At 36.8% G+C, this 20,615-nt stretch carries 25 protein-coding genes; 18 read left to right on the top strand and 7 right to left on the bottom strand.

Annotated elements, in window-relative coordinates; genetic code table 11:
• Positions 1 to 379: 379 nt before the first annotated feature.
• The gene (locus tag OC457_RS15965; RefSeq protein WP_080175657.1) at positions 380 to 1,030 is read right to left on the bottom strand and encodes an HAD-IA family hydrolase; all 651 of its coding nucleotides are present in this window, start codon (positions 1,028 to 1,030) and stop codon (positions 380 to 382) included.
• A gap of 473 nt (positions 1,031 to 1,503) precedes the next feature.
• Between OC457_RS15965 and OC457_RS15960 the strand changes: the two genes are divergently transcribed.
• The 5 genes from OC457_RS15960 (at position 1,504) to OC457_RS15940 (ending at position 4,514) form a co-directional block, all read left to right on the top strand.
• The gene (locus OC457_RS15960; RefSeq protein WP_080175658.1) at positions 1,504 to 2,190 is read left to right on the top strand and encodes a hypothetical protein; all 687 of its coding nucleotides are present in this window, start codon (positions 1,504 to 1,506) and stop codon (positions 2,188 to 2,190) included.
• Positions 2,191 to 2,523: 333 nt separating this feature from the next.
• Positions 2,524 to 3,018: a peptide-methionine (S)-S-oxide reductase MsrA gene (gene msrA, locus OC457_RS15955; protein ID WP_080175659.1), complete on the top strand. Its 495-nt coding sequence runs from the start codon at positions 2,524 to 2,526 to the stop codon at positions 3,016 to 3,018.
• Positions 3,019 to 3,166: 148 nt separating this feature from the next.
• Positions 3,167 to 3,478, top strand: a complete 312-nt coding sequence (locus OC457_RS15950) for a type II toxin-antitoxin system RelE/ParE family toxin (protein WP_235866975.1) — start codon at positions 3,167 to 3,169, stop codon at positions 3,476 to 3,478.
• 87 nt (positions 3,479 to 3,565) lie between these two features.
• Complete coding sequence (locus tag OC457_RS15945) at positions 3,566 to 4,132, top strand: sugar O-acetyltransferase (protein ID WP_080175660.1); 567 nt, start codon at positions 3,566 to 3,568, stop codon at positions 4,130 to 4,132.
• 133 nt (positions 4,133 to 4,265) lie between these two features.
• On the top strand, positions 4,266 to 4,514 hold the full coding sequence (locus tag OC457_RS15940; RefSeq protein WP_080175661.1) for a DUF3297 family protein: 249 nt from the start codon (positions 4,266 to 4,268) through the stop codon (positions 4,512 to 4,514).
• Positions 4,515 to 4,669: 155 nt separating this feature from the next.
• Here OC457_RS15940 and OC457_RS15935 read toward each other — a convergent pair whose 3' ends face one another.
• Complete coding sequence (locus OC457_RS15935; protein WP_080176628.1) at positions 4,670 to 5,614, bottom strand: IS1595-like element ISPma1 family transposase; 945 nt, start codon at positions 5,612 to 5,614, stop codon at positions 4,670 to 4,672.
• A gap of 230 nt (positions 5,615 to 5,844) precedes the next feature.
• On the opposite strand from OC457_RS15935, the gene OC457_RS15930 reads away from it, so the two are divergent.
• From OC457_RS15930 to OC457_RS15915, 4 genes are all read left to right on the top strand, one after another.
• Positions 5,845 to 6,321 carry a prolyl-tRNA synthetase associated domain-containing protein gene (locus tag OC457_RS15930; RefSeq protein ID WP_080176542.1) on the top strand — a complete coding sequence of 159 codons (477 nt, stop codon included), beginning with the start codon at positions 5,845 to 5,847 and terminating at the stop codon, positions 6,319 to 6,321.
• A 61-nt stretch (positions 6,322 to 6,382) separates the two neighbouring features.
• A complete protein-coding gene (locus OC457_RS15925; protein WP_080176543.1) occupies positions 6,383 to 6,853 on the top strand; it encodes a pyrimidine dimer DNA glycosylase/endonuclease V in 471 nt (156 codons plus the stop codon).
• Between the two features lie 89 nt (positions 6,854 to 6,942).
• Positions 6,943 to 7,224, top strand: a complete 282-nt coding sequence (locus tag OC457_RS15920) for a hypothetical protein (protein WP_080176548.1) — start codon at positions 6,943 to 6,945, stop codon at positions 7,222 to 7,224.
• Positions 7,225 to 7,449: 225 nt separating this feature from the next.
• Positions 7,450 to 8,562 carry an NADH:flavin oxidoreductase gene (locus OC457_RS15915; RefSeq protein ID WP_080176544.1) on the top strand — a complete coding sequence of 371 codons (1,113 nt, stop codon included), beginning with the start codon at positions 7,450 to 7,452 and terminating at the stop codon, positions 8,560 to 8,562.
• Between the two features lie 64 nt (positions 8,563 to 8,626).
• Here the strand turns inward: OC457_RS15915 and OC457_RS15910 are convergent, their stop codons facing one another.
• The gene (locus tag OC457_RS15910; RefSeq protein WP_080176545.1) at positions 8,627 to 9,760 is read right to left on the bottom strand and encodes a ribosomal protein uL16 3-hydroxylase; all 1,134 of its coding nucleotides are present in this window, start codon (positions 9,758 to 9,760) and stop codon (positions 8,627 to 8,629) included.
• 223 nt (positions 9,761 to 9,983) lie between these two features.
• On the opposite strand from OC457_RS15910, the gene OC457_RS15905 reads away from it, so the two are divergent.
• On the top strand, positions 9,984 to 10,883 hold the full coding sequence (locus OC457_RS15905; RefSeq protein ID WP_080176546.1) for a DMT family transporter: 900 nt from the start codon (positions 9,984 to 9,986) through the stop codon (positions 10,881 to 10,883).
• A gap of 61 nt (positions 10,884 to 10,944) precedes the next feature.
• On the opposite strand, the gene OC457_RS15900 is transcribed toward OC457_RS15905, so the two are convergent.
• Positions 10,945 to 12,066 (bottom strand): TDT family transporter, encoded by a 1,122-nt coding sequence (locus OC457_RS15900; protein ID WP_080176547.1) that lies wholly within the window; start codon positions 12,064 to 12,066, stop codon positions 10,945 to 10,947.
• A 239-nt stretch (positions 12,067 to 12,305) separates the two neighbouring features.
• Between OC457_RS15900 and OC457_RS15895 the strand changes: the two genes are divergently transcribed.
• The 5 genes from OC457_RS15895 (at position 12,306) to OC457_RS15875 (ending at position 15,042) form a co-directional block, all read left to right on the top strand.
• Positions 12,306 to 13,250 (top strand): IS1595-like element ISPma1 family transposase, encoded by a 945-nt coding sequence (locus OC457_RS15895; RefSeq protein ID WP_262054059.1) that lies wholly within the window; start codon positions 12,306 to 12,308, stop codon positions 13,248 to 13,250.
• A gap of 200 nt (positions 13,251 to 13,450) precedes the next feature.
• On the top strand, positions 13,451 to 13,771 hold the full coding sequence (locus tag OC457_RS15890; RefSeq protein WP_080176565.1) for a hypothetical protein: 321 nt from the start codon (positions 13,451 to 13,453) through the stop codon (positions 13,769 to 13,771).
• Between the two features lie 136 nt (positions 13,772 to 13,907).
• Positions 13,908 to 14,189, top strand: a complete 282-nt coding sequence (locus OC457_RS15885; RefSeq protein WP_080176566.1) for a hypothetical protein — start codon at positions 13,908 to 13,910, stop codon at positions 14,187 to 14,189.
• A 91-nt stretch (positions 14,190 to 14,280) separates the two neighbouring features.
• Positions 14,281 to 14,619 (top strand): heavy metal-binding domain-containing protein, encoded by a 339-nt coding sequence (locus OC457_RS15880; RefSeq protein ID WP_080176567.1) that lies wholly within the window; start codon positions 14,281 to 14,283, stop codon positions 14,617 to 14,619.
• A gap of 51 nt (positions 14,620 to 14,670) precedes the next feature.
• Positions 14,671 to 15,042: a DUF3703 domain-containing protein gene (locus OC457_RS15875; RefSeq protein ID WP_080176572.1), complete on the top strand. Its 372-nt coding sequence runs from the start codon at positions 14,671 to 14,673 to the stop codon at positions 15,040 to 15,042.
• Positions 15,043 to 15,127: 85 nt separating this feature from the next.
• Here OC457_RS15875 and OC457_RS15870 read toward each other — a convergent pair whose 3' ends face one another.
• The 3 genes from OC457_RS15870 to OC457_RS15860 form a co-directional block, all read right to left on the bottom strand.
• The gene (locus OC457_RS15870) at positions 15,128 to 15,628 is read right to left on the bottom strand and encodes a peptidylprolyl isomerase (protein WP_080176568.1); all 501 of its coding nucleotides are present in this window, start codon (positions 15,626 to 15,628) and stop codon (positions 15,128 to 15,130) included.
• Positions 15,629 to 15,713: 85 nt separating this feature from the next.
• The gene (locus tag OC457_RS15865) at positions 15,714 to 17,318 is read right to left on the bottom strand and encodes an ABC-F family ATPase (protein WP_080176569.1); all 1,605 of its coding nucleotides are present in this window, start codon (positions 17,316 to 17,318) and stop codon (positions 15,714 to 15,716) included.
• A gap of 208 nt (positions 17,319 to 17,526) precedes the next feature.
• Positions 17,527 to 18,174 carry a MarC family protein gene (locus tag OC457_RS15860; RefSeq protein ID WP_080176570.1) on the bottom strand — a complete coding sequence of 216 codons (648 nt, stop codon included), beginning with the start codon at positions 18,172 to 18,174 and terminating at the stop codon, positions 17,527 to 17,529.
• A gap of 240 nt (positions 18,175 to 18,414) precedes the next feature.
• Between OC457_RS15860 and OC457_RS15855 the strand changes: the two genes are divergently transcribed.
• The 3 genes from OC457_RS15855 (at position 18,415) to OC457_RS15845 (ending at position 20,574) form a co-directional block, all read left to right on the top strand.
• The gene (locus tag OC457_RS15855; protein ID WP_080176571.1) at positions 18,415 to 18,723 is read left to right on the top strand and encodes a YkgJ family cysteine cluster protein; all 309 of its coding nucleotides are present in this window, start codon (positions 18,415 to 18,417) and stop codon (positions 18,721 to 18,723) included.
• 149 nt (positions 18,724 to 18,872) lie between these two features.
• The gene (locus OC457_RS15850) at positions 18,873 to 19,817 is read left to right on the top strand and encodes an IS1595-like element ISPma1 family transposase (protein ID WP_080176628.1); all 945 of its coding nucleotides are present in this window, start codon (positions 18,873 to 18,875) and stop codon (positions 19,815 to 19,817) included.
• Positions 19,801 to 20,574 (top strand): transposase, encoded by a 774-nt coding sequence (locus OC457_RS15845; RefSeq protein ID WP_306341392.1) that lies wholly within the window; start codon positions 19,801 to 19,803, stop codon positions 20,572 to 20,574. The genes OC457_RS15850 and OC457_RS15845 overlap by 17 nt, the downstream gene beginning before the upstream one ends.
• Positions 20,575 to 20,615 lie beyond the last annotated feature (41 nt).

Below are 20,615 nucleotides of genomic sequence, written 5' to 3'. Positions count from 1 at the left end.
TTTCTGACCACAAGGCATAGCCTCCTCTAGAAAAACAATAAAAATAATAAAGGACAATCTCAAGACGAAAATTGATAAAGCCTCAAATAACCCCTTTTGATCATGTGATTAATTGATGTGTACAGCGGGCATATTTATGCAGTGATGATCCGTATAACGGGAAAAAATAGTATCGTTATCGTGGTTGGATAGTAAATAAAATTAAACAATATACTAGTGGAATAGTTTGTTTTTTGGGGCTCTATTTAAGTAAATATATGGCTATCCATTGTTATTCCCTGTTATTGTAAAACTCCAATATCAATCATTGATGATATTTGAAAATATAATGGCTACTGATTAGATAGCCTTTATATTTTTAACGAATTAGCCGCGTTTTCTATAACAAGATAATGTGGATATTATCGTTTTCGATTTTAAAACTAATATCATTGAAATTATCAATGATAGTGTCCGCCGCGAGTAGTTCATGGTCTAAATGACTTGTTCGTAAAGCGATAGTGTAACACCCAGCAGCTTTTGCTGATTGAATTCCCACGGGAGAATCCTCAAATGCAATACACTGCTCTGGCGGTATTCCGAGTGCTTTGGCTGCAGCAAGAAAAGGTTCTGGATGCGGTTTTCCTTGAGTGACATCTTCCCCACAAATCATCACTTTCGGCAGCGTAAAACCCGACGCCGTTAAACTTGTTTTGGCTATATTATAAGGACCACTAGTAGCAATACTCCACATATTCGGTGGTATTTGTTCGACAAACTTAATCGCCCCCTCAATAGCAGTTGCAGATTTCATTTTTTCAAAAGCAATGGCTTTTATTTCGGCGATATCATCGTCATTGTTAAATTTAGGATCTACTGCGACCAGTGTTTCATTGATTTTTCTGCCATGAACATGTGGATATACATCAGAAAAATTAATATTTTTGATCTCTGCCCATGTTTTCCATATTTCATTGATAATAGAAATTGTATCGACGAGAGTGGCATCTACATCAAAAATAAAACCACGATGTAAAGCTGGAGTAGTCAAAATAAGAGCCTATGTAAATAATTTAAATAATGGCTAATTATACTGAAAATGGAGCAAGATAAATGAGAGGTATAATTATATTGTAATAAAGTTAATTCTTAAAATGAGAAATGACATATTACGATCTTGTCTGAGCTAGTCAGTCAATTAACGCATAATTGCTCCATTCCTACTTAGTGCTTTTACTCGTTCATATTACGTTAACGTGATTTGGATGAGTTTTATTTGCTGTATATAACCAGTAAAAATAAAAATGGTGATTTATCGCTTGAGTTCCGTTTTTAAAAAGACTGATTAAATACATTTCTTACGTTCTACACTACATTTCCTACAAACACTTTGAAACAAAATAATGCAATCGAGTTTATGAATTAAATTGATTATGATTGTGGGATTTTAGGGGCATTCTTTTGCGTGAAAGTAAGAATGCTTATTAATATAATGTTAAGTTTATTATTCGGACTATGTGCGATATGAAAAAAACAGAAAAAGTTGTTGAGTTAATTAAAGTTATCAAAAGAGATAAGGTAGTTCCTTTGAAGGTTCACTTAGCTTTTCGTCCGATTTTTAATATCGACTGTTATCGTGAGGCAGTTCTTCACCGATTTATAGACCTGTGTGAAGGTGCTCTAACGCTTTTAAAAAGCGGCAACCATGTTGCTGCTGTTGTATCCGCTAGAGCAGCACAAGAATCATTCGCGGTTATAGCATATTTGAGCTTTAAGTTAGAAGCTTTTGAAAAAGATCACGATTTAGCAGAGTTGCTCAATACAATGCACCGATTGAGTATTGGTTGGAAAGGAGATGAAGAGTTTCCTGAAATGATCAATGTATTAACGTGCATTGATAAGGTTTCAAAAACGCTCGATCCTGAATTTAGAAATATCTACAACATACTCTCTGAGTCTGCCCATCCAAATTATCAAGGCGTTCTCGGGGCATACTCAACTCCAAATCATGATACAAAAGAGGTGGTTATGGGCATATCACCTAAATCAGATGAAAGACTGAGCAACTTAGTCGTTACGACAATACAAGTATGCGCTTTATTATTTGAGCATATTCAAGAGGAATTTGAGACAAGAATGAACATTGCACTAGATATCTGTATTGATTTACATGAGCAAGGTAAATTGAGTGAAGTATTCTATGCAAAATAAATTTAACAAAGCGTTTAAGATGGATTCCCAATGCTCGGCATTTTTAGTTTGCGTCGGCTTTTGTGTTTACAGCACAATACTTTAAGCCCTGTGGTCTGCGTTGCTCACCACTTAACGCGCCGTGATCCTACTTACCAGCCAAAATAGAGCAAAGTGCGTAACACACTTTTGTCCAAAAATGAGTTAGCTATATAGCTAGCTCATTGATGATATTTATCGCCGCTATCACACCAATTGGTAAACGGTATTTTCACGTTCTAATTGCGATAAATATCAACTTATGGTTGTATGAAAACTCATAAGTTCACGCAATGTGGCAATAGGAGTAGTGATATGAGTATCGAAAAAGCAATACTGGCTGGTGGGTGTTTTTGGGGTATGCAAGATCTAATTCGTCGTCAACAGGGCGTGATCGCAACGCAGGTCGGTTATACGGGCGGTGATGTTGAAAATGCGACCTACCGCAATCATGGAACTCATGCCGAAGCGATTGAAATCCTCTTTGATACCACACAAACCAGTTTTACTAAAATCCTCGCTTACTTTTTTCAAATACATGATCCATCGACCATAAATCGTCAAGGTAATGACCTTGGTACATCTTATCGCTCAGCTATTTTTTATACCTCAAATGAGCAAAAAGCCATTGCTGAAGATCTGATTAAACGGATGGATGCTTCTCGTGTGTGGCCGGGACTAATCGTGACGGAAGTTGTGCCAGCGGGTGATTTTTGGCATGCAGAGTCTGAACATCAAGATTATTTATTACATCAACCTAATGGTTATACCTGCCATTTTCCTCGTCCTGATTGGGTACTGCCTGAGTAATAACAGCAATATTTGGCTTTTCATTGTTTGAGGAGCCTAATGTTATCCGTGTTAGATTAAGTTATTGATTAAAAATGAATATTTATAGCGTAAAAAAAGAAAATAGAACAACAGCCCTTTATGATTTTTTGATGAAATTTCAGAAAAGTTGCAGCTTAATATTGAGAATAAATTTAAGTCTTATCAGACCCATAATGATATTTATCATTGTAAAAGCTTAAAGCTGTTAAATCCCAAGATATGGAAATATAAAGGCTTAATATACAAACTCAGGGTCGATAATGGTAAGGAGTCTGCAAGGGTATTGTTCATTAAAACCAAAGAGAATGATGTTGTTATTATTCATGCCTTTTTAAAATCGACTCAGAAAACACCCAAAAAAGAAGCGAAGCAGGCGATCAGTGTTTATCAACAGCTTGACGATATAGATATTGAGGCTTGGACTAATCATGGTCAGTAGATGATTTTTCATAATTGAGTAATAGCACACATACTGCGATAGAGAAATGCACTTTAATAGTGGCTTTATTTTACTCTGGAAATCACAATGAACGAAAAAGACAAAATGTTAGCAGGTCTTGTTTATAACGCGAGTGATGAACAGCTTTTTGCTGAGCGTATGCATGCTAAATCTGTTTGTCATCGCTTTAATATGGCTGATCCAACGCAGCTTGAAGCACAAATGGCGATATTAAAAGGGTTACTTATCATCAAAGACCGAGCCCACATTGAGCCGAATTTCTTCTGTGATTATGGGTATAACATTGACGTTGGCAGTAACTTTTATTCCAATCATAATTTGACCATTCTTGATGTTTGCAAAGTAACGATTGGCGATAATGTGCTGATTGGCCCACATGTAATGATTTCAACGGCGACGCATCCTTTAGATCCCATCGAGCGTCAACATCAGGAATATGGTGCGAATGTCAGTATTGGTAACAATGTTTGGATCGGTGGTAATGTATCGATATTGCCTGGGGTGGCTATTGGCGATAATTGCGTGATAGGGGCGGGTAGTGTGGTAACGCGTGATATTCCTATTAATAGCGTAGCTGTTGGTAATCCTTGTCGAGTAACGAAAACACTTGCAACCAAAGTCAGTGCAATATAGGTGTATTTGTTGAGCATTAGCAATGATATTACAGGCATTGAGCACTTAGTTTTTACTTCTATTCATACAGCTCTTGAGCGTTAGTCCGAGATTGTCTACAATAGCGCACTTTTTATTTTCAACAGGCACCATCATGACCGATACTACATCACGACCAACTTTACCTGATCACCTTGCTGGTAATCCTCGTAGCCCATTCTTCCTAGAAGCTGCTTTTGAATTCGAAATTGGTATTCGACTAAATGGTAAAGAGCGTTTTGATGTTGAAGAATACTGCATCAGTGAAGGTTGGGTAAAAGTACCGTCACCTAAAGCATTAGATCGTCGCGGTAACCCAATGCTTATTACTCTAAAAGGCACTGTTGAAGCTTTTTATAAGTAAGATGCGTTATTGAGTTAATGGTTAACCGTTAACTGCATTACTATCATTGTTTATCGCTTAGGTAGCAATTGATATGATGATCTTAGGGTCTAATAATGATTAGGCCCTATTTGATTAACAATCCAGTGTCTATATTCCTGTTTAATTTTACCTGATTACCACCGAGACTCAGCCAGCGTTAATAATTTCTCTGGCATCGGTGGTGATTTTGCACCACATTTAATTAGCGTATTGAATATATCTTCAACTCGAAACCGATAATTAAATCGAAAACAGAATTCACCAAGATAACGAGGAATATGCTTTTCTCTAATTGCGTGATATGTCCCTTTTATCGAATTTTTAACGTTACCAATCATGGTATCGACCCAATAAAATGCAGCTTCATATTGGTGAAGTTCTTTACCATTTTTTGGTAATGAACCATGAATAATATCTGCTGCTAACAGACCATTAAAACAGGGTAAACCATCTGATATGACTAACGTTTTTTCTTGTAAATGCTTTTTAGCCCAATCTGTAATTTCTTGTTTTTTAAAACAAGAAACAACACTTAGCCGCATATAAATAGGATGACCTTCTTCATTCAAAGAGATCGCTGATACAAAAGGTGTTTTACCTTTGGCACCACGTCCTCGCTTTCCTTTTTGTTTACCTCCAATATATGCATCATCCAATTGCACGATATTGCCTAACTTTCGATTATCATCATGCTCTTTCATCACTTGCATGAGCTTATGTTTTATTCGCCATGCTGCGTTATAAGAAACCCCTAATTTACGCTTTAGCTCTAATGCTGAAATACTGTTTTTATCTTGTGTGATGAGATAAATAGCTAAAAACCAAGTAGTTAACGGTAATTTTGAATGGGAAAATAAAGTACCTGCCGTCAATGATGTCTGATGGTGACACTTATTACATTGATATAATGACCGCGATTTAAGTTCACAATAACTTTTAGAAGCACAGGTAGGGCAAACGTAACCATTTTTCCATCGAATATTAAATAAACGCTCTCTACATTGAATTTCTGTCCCATACATTTGCATAAATTCGGGTATAGAAAAGCCTTTCTGAAATTGGATTGAATTCTTAGGCATAACGTCACTCCTATACTTCAATATCTTAAAGTATAGGAGATAATTTAACAGTGGCTGTTAAATAGTGGTAATCAGGTAATTTTAAATCCCCGCATTATACAAAGCCATACTGTTGCTGACTTATCGCTATTCGTTCGATATTTATTATTGGTTATTATTGGTATTTACTTATAAAGTATTAAAAGAAAAAGTAATCAGCTATTTAAATATTCGCTAAAAGGAAGTTAAGCATGGATATCTATAAGATACTTGATGATCTTGATATTGATTATAAAAAATTTCTACATCCTGCAGTATTTAATTGTGAACAAGCGCACTTATTAGCGTTAGATATTGATGGGGTTGCAACTAAAAACCTGTTTATTAAAAATAAGAAAGGTGATCGTCATTTTTTAATTATCATGATGGATGATAAAACTATTGATTTTAAACGATTAAGTCAAAGATTGAATGTTTCAGGTTTAAGTTTTGCTTCTAGTCATCGCTTAGATAAGTATTTAGGAACGAGTACGGGTTCTGTTTCGCTTTTAGATATTATTAAAGATACACAGGCGGCTGTTGAGTTAATTATTGATAAAAGTATATTTAATTATTCTGCTATACAGTGTCATCCCTTTACCAATACTGCAACATTAGAGATTCCGATGACTGGAATACACCAGCTTTTAGCGCATTATCAACGTCAATACACTGAAATAGAGATATAAATTGAAGAGCAGGATTTTATATTGAGCTAAGCTATTAGTATGTTCAATAAGGGATGATGTGATGAATATTTTTATTTTAGATCACGATATTGAAAAATGTGCTCAATATCATTGTGATCAACATGTGGTTAAAATGATTTTAGAAAGTGTCCAACTTTTATGTACCGCGCTTAATAAAAAAGGCTTTACGACGCCGTATAAATCAACCCATATGAATCATCCCTGTGTACTCTGGGTTGAGCAATCTTATGATAATTTTCTTTGGTTAAAAGCATTAACGATAGCACTAAATAAAGAATATAAATTTAGGTACAACAAAACCACTGATCATAAATCCATTACTGTATTGGCTGAGATTGAACGTCATTCTTATGATGCTATAGGATTAACGCCATTTGCTCAGGCAATGCCTAATGATTATAAAGTGGAGGCTGATGCAATTGAGGCTTATCGTAATTTTTATCGAGGTGATAAGGCGGCCTTTGCTAAATGGACTAAACGATCCCCTCCAGAGTGGTTTTACGCTGTTTAGTGCATAATTTAAGTATTATCGTCGTTATAATCAACGTATTATGTTTTTGTACCATTTTGATTTTATTCGATAATAAGCAAGGGTTAATGATGAATGTAGATAAAGCTAAAAAACGTATCGCAAAGCAAGTTAAAAAAGGCTTTAAAGGTTACCCTCAGCTTTCTTTGGCCTATTTTGGTAAAACATCGAATATTGCAACGGAAGTGGTGGTTACTTTTACGCTTGCAGAAGGTGCTGAGCCGCAAGAGCAAAAGTTTGTGAGTGAAAATGATGTACGAGAAGATGAGACGATCCAATCTGTTATCGTTAAAATTATCGATCGCGCAGGTGCAAACAGTGTACTTGAAACAGAAGGTGTAACGGTTATTTAGTATTAAGCTGTAGCTATAAAAGTACCATTTCATGGCGGTATAGTTGATACAACTGGCATTATCTTAATCCAGATTAAAGATTTATAAATGCAGTCACGGTATTATTCACCTCAACTTAGCGTTTATGATAAAAATACATAAAAAAGAACAGCGCAATAATGCTGTTCTTTTTGTTTTTATGGCGTTGGTGAAGATAAGACGACATGATATTTAAGAGGATGTGATTTGAGTACTTTATTTACAGAAGCCCGTATTGGCAACATGGCATTAAAAAACCGCTTTGTTCGTAGTGCAACATGGGAAAATATGGCGACAGAAGATGGCCATATGACCGATAAACTTTATGCTATTTATGAAGAACTTGCGCAAGGGGAAGTGGGGCTGATCGTAACGGGTTATGCAAATATTGTCGAAGAAGAAAAACCCAATGCTGGCATGATGGGAATGTATAACGATTCGTTTATCGCAGAATATCAAAAATTGACGGATCTTGTTCATCAATATGATTCTAAAATCGTGATGCAATTGGCTTATGGTGGCACTAAAACAACCTACAATGTTGGCGAACGAGTGATCTTTGCTCCGAGTGCTGTGTGCGAGAAAGGTACTCAAACATTGGGTCAAGTAATGACGCAAGCTGACATCGATTATATTGTTGAAGCTTTTGCGTTAGCGACTAAACGTGCTCAAGATGCGGGTTTTGATGGCGTTGAAATTCATGCGGCACATACGTATTTAATTAACCAGTTTTTAAGCCCGTATTATAATCAGCGTGATGATCAGTATGGCGGTAGCCTTGATAACCGTATGCGATTTTTATTAGAGATTTACGCGAAAATTAGAACGCTAGTCGGTGATGATTTCCCTATTTTAGTGAAATTAACCGCTTCTGAGTTTTTTGATGGTGGATTAACATTTGCTGATACGCGCCTTATTTGTAAAAAGCTCGCAGCAGTGGGCGTGGATGCGATTATCATCTCTGGTAATGTACATGGTAAAGCAGACACCATGGTGGGTGAATCTTATGATGGTTATACTATTGAAGCTGAAGGTTATTTTCATCAATACGGTGATGTGATCAGCCAAGACGTTGATGTGCCTGTCATTACTGTTGGTGGCTTGAGTGAGTTTGATGCAATTGAAGCGATGGCGAATAATACTGGTATTGAATTTTTTGCATTATCACGTCCATTGTTGTCTGAGCCAAAGCTAATTAAACGTTGGTTAGATGGCTATAAAGCTGACGTTGAATGTGAACGTTGTTCAAAGTGTCGTACCCGCCGTGGTAACTTCTGTGTGACAAATAAAACCCGCAAAGCAGAATTAGCCCGTTTATAAATAATAACGTCATTTGAATAACGAGAAAGAGCTAACCTTTGTGTTAGCTCTTTTTTTTATTCAGTTATTCAACAGGGTACCAATAACCAAGATTAATTAGCTGCGTTAACATTGCTAAAAATGCAGGGTGATCAAGCTGTTTAGCTAATTGTGCATGGGTGATTTGTTCTTCATCACACAATAATTTAGCCGCATCAGCACATTCTGGCGGTAATTGATATTGCTCACCATTAATATAAACGATATGAGCTTGATCTGGATGATAAAACGCACGTAAACCACCAATACGTTTAAACGCTTCACCGTCTTCTAAAAACTGATAAGTCTCATTATTTTGCCATGGTGGCTCAGAAGGCATTATATCCAGCTCATGACGGTTTTGGGTTAAATGTTCACCCAACCATTGCTTTAATAGTTGTGGGTGATCAAGCAAGCTGCGCATCATATTTTCAAGATCTTTTGCTTCTTCAGCTAAGATAGCACCGTTGTTAGCACGGGCAGGCAACGCTGGATTATGATAATGCACATCACCAATATCATTCGCAATCACAAAGTCGGCATAGCTGCTCAATAATTCTTGTTTCTTTGGTGAGCGGAAACCGACTGAAAAACTCATTGAGGTCTCAATCGCGTAGCCATCATGCGGGAAACCTGGTGGAATATATAAAATATCACCGGGTTCTAAAATATCGTCAATAATGGGCTCAAAGCCTTTGATTTGACGTAAGGCAGGATGACGACACTCTTCTTCGTAATCATCTTTTTTAGGGCCTACGCGCCAATGACGTTTACCTGAACCTTGAGTAATAAATACATCATACTGATCGATATGAGGGCCAACACCGCCGCCAGGGGTCGAGTAGCTGATCATTAGATCGTCCAGTAACCAACCGGGTAACTGACGAAATGGTGTGATCAGTTGTGCTGCGCCTTCATGCCAATGGTTAGCGGCTTGAACGATGAATGACCAATTATCTGTGGGTGTATCATCAAAAGTCAGTGGTCCATGACGGACATCCCAAGTATCAGCTAATTTAGCGATATAACGCGAATCAACTTCTTCTTCCATTGCCAATCCAGCGAGTTCATCTGCTGAAATGGGATCGACAAAGTTTTTAAAACCGCCTTTGATAATAGTGGGTTTCTTTTGCCAAAACTCGGCAAGAAATTCTTCAAATGAAAACGTCAATTGGTACATATTATTCTATTTATTGTTGAGCTGAATGGCGATTATAACGTAAACCATTTTGAGGGATAGTATTTGTTTTTGTTAACGTCAGCGACATGAATGCTGGAAGTATTTTTCAGGTGGAATAGCGAAGATGATAATATAAATCATAAAACTAGCAGAGTAATATAACACTTGCGAGGTTGAGGTTTTTTTTCATAAAATAGTTGTTTATGTTAATGAATCGCCTCCTATGTCCAATTTTTCTTTGAATAAAATACCTATTGGCGTCAGATATATGCTGATGTCAGCACTTGCGTTTGCATTAATGTCGAGTTGTGTGAAATTAGTACATACTTATGGCATTCCTGTTTTTGAAATTGTTGCTGCGCGCGCAATTGTATCGTTGATTATTAGCTATGCTGATGTTAAACGTAAACGGATTGAGATCTGGGGTAATAACCGTAAGCTATTATTAACTCGTGGTATTACGGGGTCATTTTCATTAATTTGTGTTTATTATGCCGTCTCAACCTTACCTTTAGCCGAAGCGACTATTTTACAGTACCTTAATCCTGTTTTTACGGCAGTGTTAGCGATCCTTTTCCTCAAAGAAAAAGTCCATATAAGCACCATTATTTGTATTGTGTGCTCAATTTTGGGGTTATTGCTAATGGTGGGACCGGGGCTCTCATTTGATCACGTTCAGCAATTACCATTATTTAGTATTGGTATCGCACTGCTCGGCGCATTTGGTAGTGGCGTGTCTTATATTATTGTTAAGCGGTTGAGTAGCACTGAAGATAGTTCGGTCATTATTTTTTATTTTCCATTAATTGCGTTGCCATTGTCGGTGTTATTACTGGGTGATGGTTTTGTTATGCCAACCAAAGAAGCGCTGTTCTTACTGCTTTTTGTGGGTATTTTCACTCAGTTTGGTCAAGTGGGTTTAACCAAGGCAATGAAAGTCGAAGTGGCAAGTAAAGCAACCGCATACTCTTACATTCAAGTGGTATTTTCTATTATTCTAGGTTGGTTAGTTTTCAGCGAAGTACCATCTGCATGGACATTAGCTGGAGGATCAATGATAGTACTTGGCGCATTAGTGAACGTTATTGGCAGTCTACGTGCTAATAAGCTGACAACAGGTTAGGTTAGAGTGATTCAAAAGCCCCATAATATTGCATTAAGCAGTGTTATAGGGCTTATTTATATTAGTTATTACCTTTTTTTGATTTTATATGAACAACAGCGGTTGGATTATTAAAAATCTTCCCGTGTTTTAAGCCTTTAAATGTGCCTAATGTCGCGGTGATCCACGCCAAAATCAGGCAAGCGAACAGTATAATTGACGCCCACTGAAAAACAGGTAAACCGGTGTGGAGTGCCAATTGTGTTGTTCCTGTCACACATGTGCCAACGGGGAAGGTAAATGCCCACCAGGTTAACGCAAAAGGCATTTTACGACGTATGGCACGTAAGGTTAATAATGCGGCTACACAGAACCATAACATCGCAAAGCCCCAAATAGGTACACCATATAAAATCGCCATAACATTCATCGCACTGGCAATAGGCTCATTAACGGTAAATAGCGCGGCAGTACCTAAACCTCCCACGGCTGTAATTGATTGCCCTAAAGGACCTAATACAATCCATAGCGTTGGAACACGAGCACTGCCTGATGTACCTGCATGGGCTAAACGACTCCAAATTAATGTAATAATAATAATGGATGCCATTAAGCTCATACCAAAACAGGCGTACATGCCATAAAGTAGCGTTTGTTGACCCGTGGTGTGAGGCATATGAGAGAGGAACATAGAGCCGATAGTTGCCGATACCATCGGTGGCACTACAGGCATTAACCAACCGCCAAAAGCAGCATCATCATGCACTTCATTATGGGTAAATAAACGGTACGGAATAATAATGGCAGTGATAATGCCGCTGATTGTTCCAATCCAAAAAAGTGGCCAAGCAATATTTAATGCAAGAGGGTATCCAAAAAGGTGAGGGCCTAATAGGAGTGTACCGCCTGCAACGGTTAGAAATGCCATCGGTGGCGCACCAAAAAATTGGGACATAACAGGATCATTAAATTGGCGTTTAATAATATGGGGTTTAGTGATTGTTTGGTAAGTTTTTACGATGGTCATAAAGATCAGCATCGCAAAGGCAATTAACCAAACGACGGTTGAAAATCCGACTAAGTCTTTGCCTATAAAAGGTAAACCCACAGCGGCATTGGCGATAATACCCGTTCCCATGACAGATGCAAACCAATTAGGTCCCATCTCTTTTTGTAGTTCGATTTGTTGTTTATTTGTCGTCATAGCGATACTTTTTATGAAATATGCTTTTTAAGCAACATGTGAGATTGTGTTTTATATATGTTATCTTTAATTTTTAAATAAAGATTTCAATTTAGTTATTATATTTTATGCTTATTAAATACTATATAAACTATAGTGCTCATTTTTATTTTGTAAAATTTAACCTGATTACCACTATTTAACAGCCACTGTTAAATTATCTCCTATACTTTAAGATATTGAAGTATAGGAGTGACGTTATGCCTAAGAATTCAATCCAATTTCAGAAAGGCTTTTCTATACCCGAATTTATGCAAATGTATGGGACAGAAATTCAATGTAGAGAGCGTTTATTTAATATTCGATGGAAAAATGGTTACGTTTGCCCTACCTGTGCTTCTAAAAGTTATTGTGAACTTAAATCGCGGTCATTATATCAATGTAATAAGTGTCACCATCAGACATCATTGACGGCAGGTACTTTATTTTCCCATTCAAAATTACCGTTAACTACTTGGTTTTTAGCTATTTATCTCATCACACAAGATAAAAACAGTATTTCAGCATTAGAGCTAAAGCGTAAATTAGGGGTTTCTTATAACGCAGCATGGCGAATAAAACATAAGCTCATGCAAGTGATGAAAGAGCATGATGATAATCGAAAGTTAGGCAATATCGTGCAATTGGATGATGCATATATTGGAGGTAAACAAAAAGGAAAGCGAGGACGTGGTGCCAAAGGTAAAACACCTTTTGTATCAGCGATCTCTTTGAATGAAGAAGGTCATCCTATTTATATGCGGCTAAGTGTTGTTTCTTGTTTTAAAAAACAAGAAATTATAGATTGGGCTAAAAAGCATTTACAAGAAAAAACGTTAGTCATATCAGATGGTTTACCCTGTTTTAATGGTCTGTTAGCAGCAGATATTATTCATGGTTCATTACCAAAAAATGGTAAAGAACTTCACCAATATGAAGCTGCATTTTATTGGGTCGATACCATGATTGGTAACGTTAAAAATTCGATAAAAGGGACATATCACGCAATTAGAGAAAAGCATATTCCTCGTTATCTTGGTGAATTCTGTTTTCGATTTAATTATCGGTTTCGAGTTGAAGATATATTCAATACGCTAATTAAATGTGGTGCAAAATCACCACCGATGCCAGAGAAATTATTAACGCTGGCTGAGTCTCGGTGGTAATCAGGAAATTTAATGTAAGCAATATTAGGTCGAGTTTTATTTAGTTAATTGTTATTAGGTTAAGTGTTATCTGAAATTTATAATCATTTTTGCATACTTATAAATTGAATGTTTTTACAATATTTATATGTAAAGTCTTTTATTATAAAAAGAGATATTCGCGTTAATGATATTTTTAATAAGAAAAGAAGGTCAATATAATGATTAAAATAAATAATGAAAACTATTGTGGTGTAATTGATATTGACTCTAAAGTAATAGGATATGGGGAAGTACAAGGGTATGCGTGGTGTTTATCATCAACATCAACCACTATTATTATAGAAATCGCTGAAGATCAGACGATAGACCGTCATAGTTTACCTCTCGTCGGATATGGCTGTAGTGGTTGGGTTTATGAGCAGCCATTCACTTACAATGAGAATCAAATTTTAGCGATAATTAATACAGCAATGTTGTTATTTCGAGAGAATAAACTGACTTATCTTCCGGCAGTGACGTGCAGTTGTAGTGATTTATAAAAATGCCGAGTGGATGGCTTAATTTATAGATAAATATTTTTTGTGATATAAATCAAAATAGTGCAAGTAGAAATACGTTATAAGTCATAAAAATATGCTATTAATGAATAATTAATAATAATCGTGAATATATATTATGGCTAAATATCAATTTTTTTGCTTGCCGGGTTCGAATCGTAAAAAATTCACTTACTTGAACATGGAAGATTTGCAATTTATAGAGCAGAAAAAGCAATTATTGGATGCTGGTTTTGAGATTGAGGATGATGTTATTTTTGCTGAAAATAGCGCTGAAGCCGTTGAACATTTTAAGTCAAACTTTATTTATGTAATGGAAGAATATAATAATTCTAATGTTATTACAGCATTGGTTAATCTTATCATGACGGGCTATAAAAGTATTTTTAACAAAAAATAATATAATCGTTATGAGAATAAGACGCTCTTAATATTAAGATGTTATTTATTAATGAGTATTTAGTCTATTATTTTAAGAGGAGTTTCACAAAATGATTTTTTCAACAACAGAAACCGTTCCGGGGCATGATATTATCGCTATACTTGGTGTAGTCACTGGCAATGTTGTGCAATCTAAACATATTGGCCGTGATATTATGGCAAGTCTAAAAGGAATTGTTGGCGGAGAGCTAAAAGGGTATACCGAAATGTTTAATGAGGCTCGTAGTCAAGCGATGGCAAGGTTAGAAGCTGATGCTTTAGACTTGGGTGCTGATGCTGTTGTTGGTATTCGTTTTACGACCAGTGCAATTATGGATGGTTCATGTGAGTTATTAGCATTTGGTACTGCAGTTACCTTATTGCCGTCACAACAGCTATTACAACAATAGAAGAACGATTGTAAGTTAATTATTTAAGGATGAATAATGACTCGATGGAGAATGAGTAATTTTAGTCATAAAATAGCGCCCTATATTAAAAGAGAACTGTTGCGATCATATAAAGCACAAAAAAAAGGTGATTCCGTAATGGCGTTTCGATTTTTGGAAAATGCACACGTGCTTGGGCAAGAATCGACATATTGGCATGTTAAGGTGCATTTTTTTATGTTGCGATGGGCGTTAAAACAGGGTGATATTAAAGAAATTAATGGTCAGATTATGCGTATTATTGGGGCTGCATTATTAACAGCCATTGACGGAGTACCTATAGGGAATACTGGTGGCAGTAATGTACATGCTTTAAAAGTAATGCCAATATCGGCAGAACATGCAGAAATTATTATTAAAACAAAGCATTATAAAAACAATTAATTAGAGTGTAGATGGAGCGATGATAATCATTCACTCGCTCTCTATCTATTTAATATAAGCCGTCAATTAGACAAAAAGTCACTGACTATTCGTTAATAATCACTTGATTAATAACGATAGCTTCACATGGAACATTCTCATAACCTTGTATCGTTGCAGTTTTTACCTGAGCGATATGATTAACGACGTCTATTCCTGCTGTTACATTGCCAAAAACAGTATATCCCCAACCATTGTTGGTTGTGGCTGTGTAATCAAGAAAATCATTATCAGCAAGATTAATAAAAAATTGTGCAGTTGCTGAATGTGGCGCGTCTGTACGTGCCATCGCAATTGTTCCCTGTATATTTTTAAGACCACGGTTGGCTTCATTAACAATAGGATCACGCGTCGGCTTTTCGGCTAAATCTTCAGTGTGACCACCACCTTGAATCATAAAACCGTTAATCACACGGTGAAAAATCGTATCGTCATAAAAGCCATCACGACAATATTGAATAAAGTTACGTACCGTGACAGGCGCTTTTTGTTTATTAAGGCAGATATCAATATTGCCGACATTGGTGATAAAAGTAATGGTTGTCATGATGATGATTCATTGTTTGGTGAGGTATGAATTGCAGAAGATGCAGCAAGTTATACACAATAGTATAACTTGCTGATTTGCGTGATTAAGCGACCTTACCTTCAAGGGCAAGGTTTGACATGTATTCGTCAAATGTACCGTGGAAGTTAACGACTTTTTTATCACGGATATCAATAATACGTGTTGCTAGCGATGATACGAATTCACGGTCATGACTAACAAAAATTAACGTACCTTCATACACTTTTAAGGCATTATTAAGCGCTTCGATCGCTTCCATATCCATGTGGTTTGTTGGTTCGTCCATGACCAATACGTTAATATTTAGCATCATCAACTTACCAAATAACAAACGGTTTTTCTCACCACCAGAACAGTTTCTTACTTTTTTGTTGATATCATCAGCAGTAAACAGTAAGCGACCTAGGATACTACGTACGGCTAGATCATCATGATCTTTAGTTCGCCATTGTGAAATCCAGTCAAAGATACCTAAATCGTTATCAAAATCGGCAGAACTATCTTGAGGACAGTAACCAATCGATGCATTTTCAGACCACTTGATCACGCCATGGTTGTGTTTTAGTTCATTAACTAGACAACGTAACATGGTTGTTTTACCAACACCATTTTCACCGATGATCGCTAGTTTAGAGCCTGCATCTAGGATTAAATCGCCACCTTCAAATAAGGTTTCACCATCAAAGCCATGAGCCAGCTCTTCTAGAATCAATGCTTGACGGTAAAGTGCTTTACCCGGCTTGAACTGTAATGATGGCTTTAAACGGCTTGAAGATTTCACTTCATCAAGCTTGATTTTATCCATTTTTTTAGCACGAGAACTTGCTTGTTTTGCTTTAGATGCATTGGCACCGAAACGGTTTACGAAATCTTGTAGTTCATTAATTTCAGCACTTTTCTTCGCATTTTCAGACAATAGTTGCTCTTGAATTAGCGTTGATGCTTCAATAAATTTCTCGTAGTTACCTGGGTAAATACGTAGCTCACCGTAGTCGATATCTGCCATGTGAGTACATACAGAGTTTAGGAAGTGACGGTCATGAGAAATAATGATCATGGTACATTTACGCAAGTTCAACTCACCAGCAAGCCAGTTGATTGTGTGAATGTCCAAGTTGTTGGTTGGTTCGTCTAGCAACAGAATATCAGGGTTAGAGAACAGTGCTTGCGCTAGTAACACACGCAATTTCCAACCTGGTGCCACTTGTGACATTAAACCGTAATGCAATTCTTCATCAATACCAGCATCAATAAGTAACTGTCCAGCACGACTTTCTGCACTGTAGCCATCCATTTCAGCAAATTCGCTTTCAAGTTCAGCAACAGCCATTCCATCTTCTTCTGTCATTTCTGGCAGAGAATAAATACGGTCACGTTCTTGTTTTACTTTCCATAATGCAGCATCACCCATGATCACAGCATCAACAACGGTGTATTGTTCAAAGGCAAACTGGTCTTGGCTTAGGGTACCTAAACGTTGTCCTTGAGAGATCGACACGTTACCCGAACTTGGTGTAAGTGCGCCGCTAAGAATTTTCATAAAGGTTGATTTGCCGCAACCATTAGCACCGATAAGGCCATAGCGGTTACCGTTACCAAATTTAGCTGAAATGTTTTCAAATAATGGCTCAGCACCAAATTGCATTGTAATGTTTGCGGTAGATATCAAGAGGTATTCCTAGCAGTTTTATTCGATGATTTTTTGGCAGTAACAGCCAAAAGAAGATGCACGAAAACAGAGATGATGTAAAGGGGGCGCATTATACAGAAGTTTGTTTGTAAATGTCGAGGCGAAAATGTAACCAATGTAAGATAACAGCCTTGTAAAAAGAAAGACTAAGGCTGTTATCAGAGGGCGATGGGGGAATTTGAGGGGATTATTTTGCTAAGTTAGCCGTATCAAATAACAAGAAAGCATCATGTACGCCTTGAATTAACATTTGCATACCGATAACGGTTAAAATTAATCCCATTAGGCGTGTCGTAATTGTGATCCCTGCTTCACCGACTTTATCGACGAGTTTAGGACCATACAGAAAACACACAAGGGTGATTAAACATAAGGTAGCAAAAGCAATAATTGTAATAATTGTATGTAGAAATGAGCCGGATGCTGAGTAGTTCATTGCCGTAGCTATCGTACCAGGGCCAGCCAGAATCGGTAATGCTAACGGTGAAATAGAAATGTCTTTTTCATCGCCAACGTTATCTGCTTTAGACTCTGAATGCATTTTTGAACTATCACCTTGTAACATATGATAGCCAACTAAAAAGACGAGAATACCACCTGATAATCGTAGTGCAGGCAGCGTAATACTGAATAATTCAAAAATCCCTTTACCTAAAAGACAGAAGGTAGCGATGATAAAAAAAGCGGCGGTAAGGGCTTTGTAAGCGGTTTTTTTACGTTGTTCGGGAGTCTGACTTCCTGTCATTCCGACAAAAACAGCGGTATTAGCAATAGGGTTCATCATCGCAAAGAAGCCCATAAATACAGTGACTGTCATTGTTGTAATATCGTGCATAACCATCCTTTTGGTTAAATTTTTGTTATTTATTTTATTACAATAGCATGAATTTTTAGGATATGAACGTAAATCTATATAGGAAGTGAACAATATAAAAAGTAATTCATAAACTAAGGATCGTATTTATTTTTAAAATATCGGTTGGATTAATCGCGAGATAAGTCGTTGTAATGATGTCCGTGTTTTTAATAGAGGTTTGCGTTACTATGCGCGCAAGAAAACATGGCGATGATAAATATGACCATTGATATAACCAATATAAGCACAGAACCTGATCCAACCATGACTTGCAGTACTTGCCAAGCATGTTGTTGCCGTTTAGAAGTAATGATTATTACTGATACGGGTGTACCTGAAGAATACATTGATATTGATGAGTGGGGCGGTGAAGTAATGCTACGCCTTGATGATGGCTGGTGTGCAGCAGTTGATCGCGATACTTTACTCTGTACTATTTATGAAAATCGACCGTGGATTTGCCGTGAGTTTGAAATGGGCTCGTATGAGTGCAGTATTGAGCGAGCAACAATGCCACCTCGAAATTAGACTAAATAGAATAAAGATCAAATAACAAGCTATATTATTTATAAATTAATATGGTTTGTTATGTTAATTTTTTCCTGATTACCACTATTTAACAGCCACTGTTAAATTATCTCCTATACTTTAAGATATTGAAGTATAGGAGTGACGTTATGCCTAAGAATTCAATCCAATTTCAGAAAGGCTTTTCTATACCCGAATTTATGCAAATGTATGGGACAGAAATTCAATGTAGAGAGCGTTTATTTAATATTCGATGGAAAAATGGTTACGTTTGCCCTACCTGTGCTTCTAAAAGTTATTGTGAACTTAAATCGCGGTCATTATATCAATGTAATAAGTGTCACCATCAGACATCATTGACGGCAGGTACTTTATTTTCCCATTCAAAATTACCGTTAACTACTTGGTTTTTAGCTATTTATCTCATCACACAAGATAAAAACAGTATTTCAGCATTAGAGCTAAAGCGTAAATTAGGGGTTTCTTATAACGCAGCATGGCGAATAAAACATAAGCTCATGCAAGTGATGAAAGAGCATGATGATAATCGAAAGTTAGGCAATATCGTGCAATTGGATGATGCATATATTGGAGGTAAACAAAAAGGAAAGCGAGGACGTGGTGCCAAAGGTAAAACACCTTTTGTATCAGCGATCTCTTTGAATGAAGAAGGTCATCCTATTTATATGCGGCTAAGTGTTGTTTCTTGTTTTAAAAAACAAGAAATTACAGATTGGGCTAAAAAGCATTTACAAGAAAAAACGTTAGTCATATCAGATGGTTTACCCTGTTTTAATGGTCTGTTAGCAGCAGATATTATTCATGGTTCATTACCAAAAAATGGTAAAGAACTTCACCAATATGAAGCTGCATTTTATTGGGTCGATACCATGATTGGTAACGTTAAAAATTCGATAAAAGGGACATATCACGCAATTAGAGAAAAGCATATTCCTCGTTATCTTGGTGAATTCTGTTTTCGATTTAATTATCGGTTTCGAGTTGAAGATATATTCAATACGCTAATTAAATGTGGTGCAAAATCACCACCGATGCCAGAGAAATTATTAACGCTGGCTGAGTCTCGGTGGTAATCAGGTAACGGAAAGCATACCAAACGAAGCCATTGGTAAAAGTTGTATTATTACTTATGACAAAGGGCGTTGGTTCATTCAAGTTCAACAACACATTGACATTCAAACCGAGATCCAAGGTGACGTTAAATGTGTGGGTGTTGATCAAGGCGTACGAACGTTTGCAACCTGTTTTAGCAAAGATGATGCCCTGATTGTTGGTGATAATTTCGCTAAAGAAAAACTGTTTCCACTCATGAAACGTGTAGATAAACTCATCAGTCAAAAGCAACGAGTCTTAAACACACAACAAGGCATTAAATTCAAAGAGATGTCTCAGTGGGCTAGAGATCGTATTGTGTATTTTAATAAAGAAATTAATCGCTTAAAGTGTAAAAAAGACGATGTGATTTTAGATTTACACAATCGGTTAGCGAATGAATTAGTCACTCATTACGATGTCATTTTTCTTCCAACGTTTGAGACAAAACAAATGGTACGAAGAAAAGGTAAAGTGCGTACAATTAGACGTAACACTTGCCGTCAGATGCTTGATTTAAATCACTATGGTTTTAAGTTGCGCCTAAAGTGGTACGCGCGTAAGCATGGAAAAATCGTTGTTGATTGTAATGAGGCATACACCTCAAAGACGCGTTCTTGGGATGGTTCGATTGATGAAAAGCTAGGTTCATCAAAAATTATTAAAGGCGATGGTTTCACCGTTGACCGTGACATCAACGGTGCGAGAGGAATACTTCTTAAAAATTTAACAAGGTAGCTTGAACCTTATTCATAACAACGGACGAATGTTGCGTTCGT

Source organism: Photobacterium toruni (genome assembly GCF_024529955.1).
Lineage (GTDB): Bacteria > Pseudomonadota > Gammaproteobacteria > Enterobacterales > Vibrionaceae > Photobacterium > Photobacterium toruni.
Note: the sequence above shows the minus strand (reverse complement) of the source record. Positions and strands in the feature narration are given on the sequence as shown.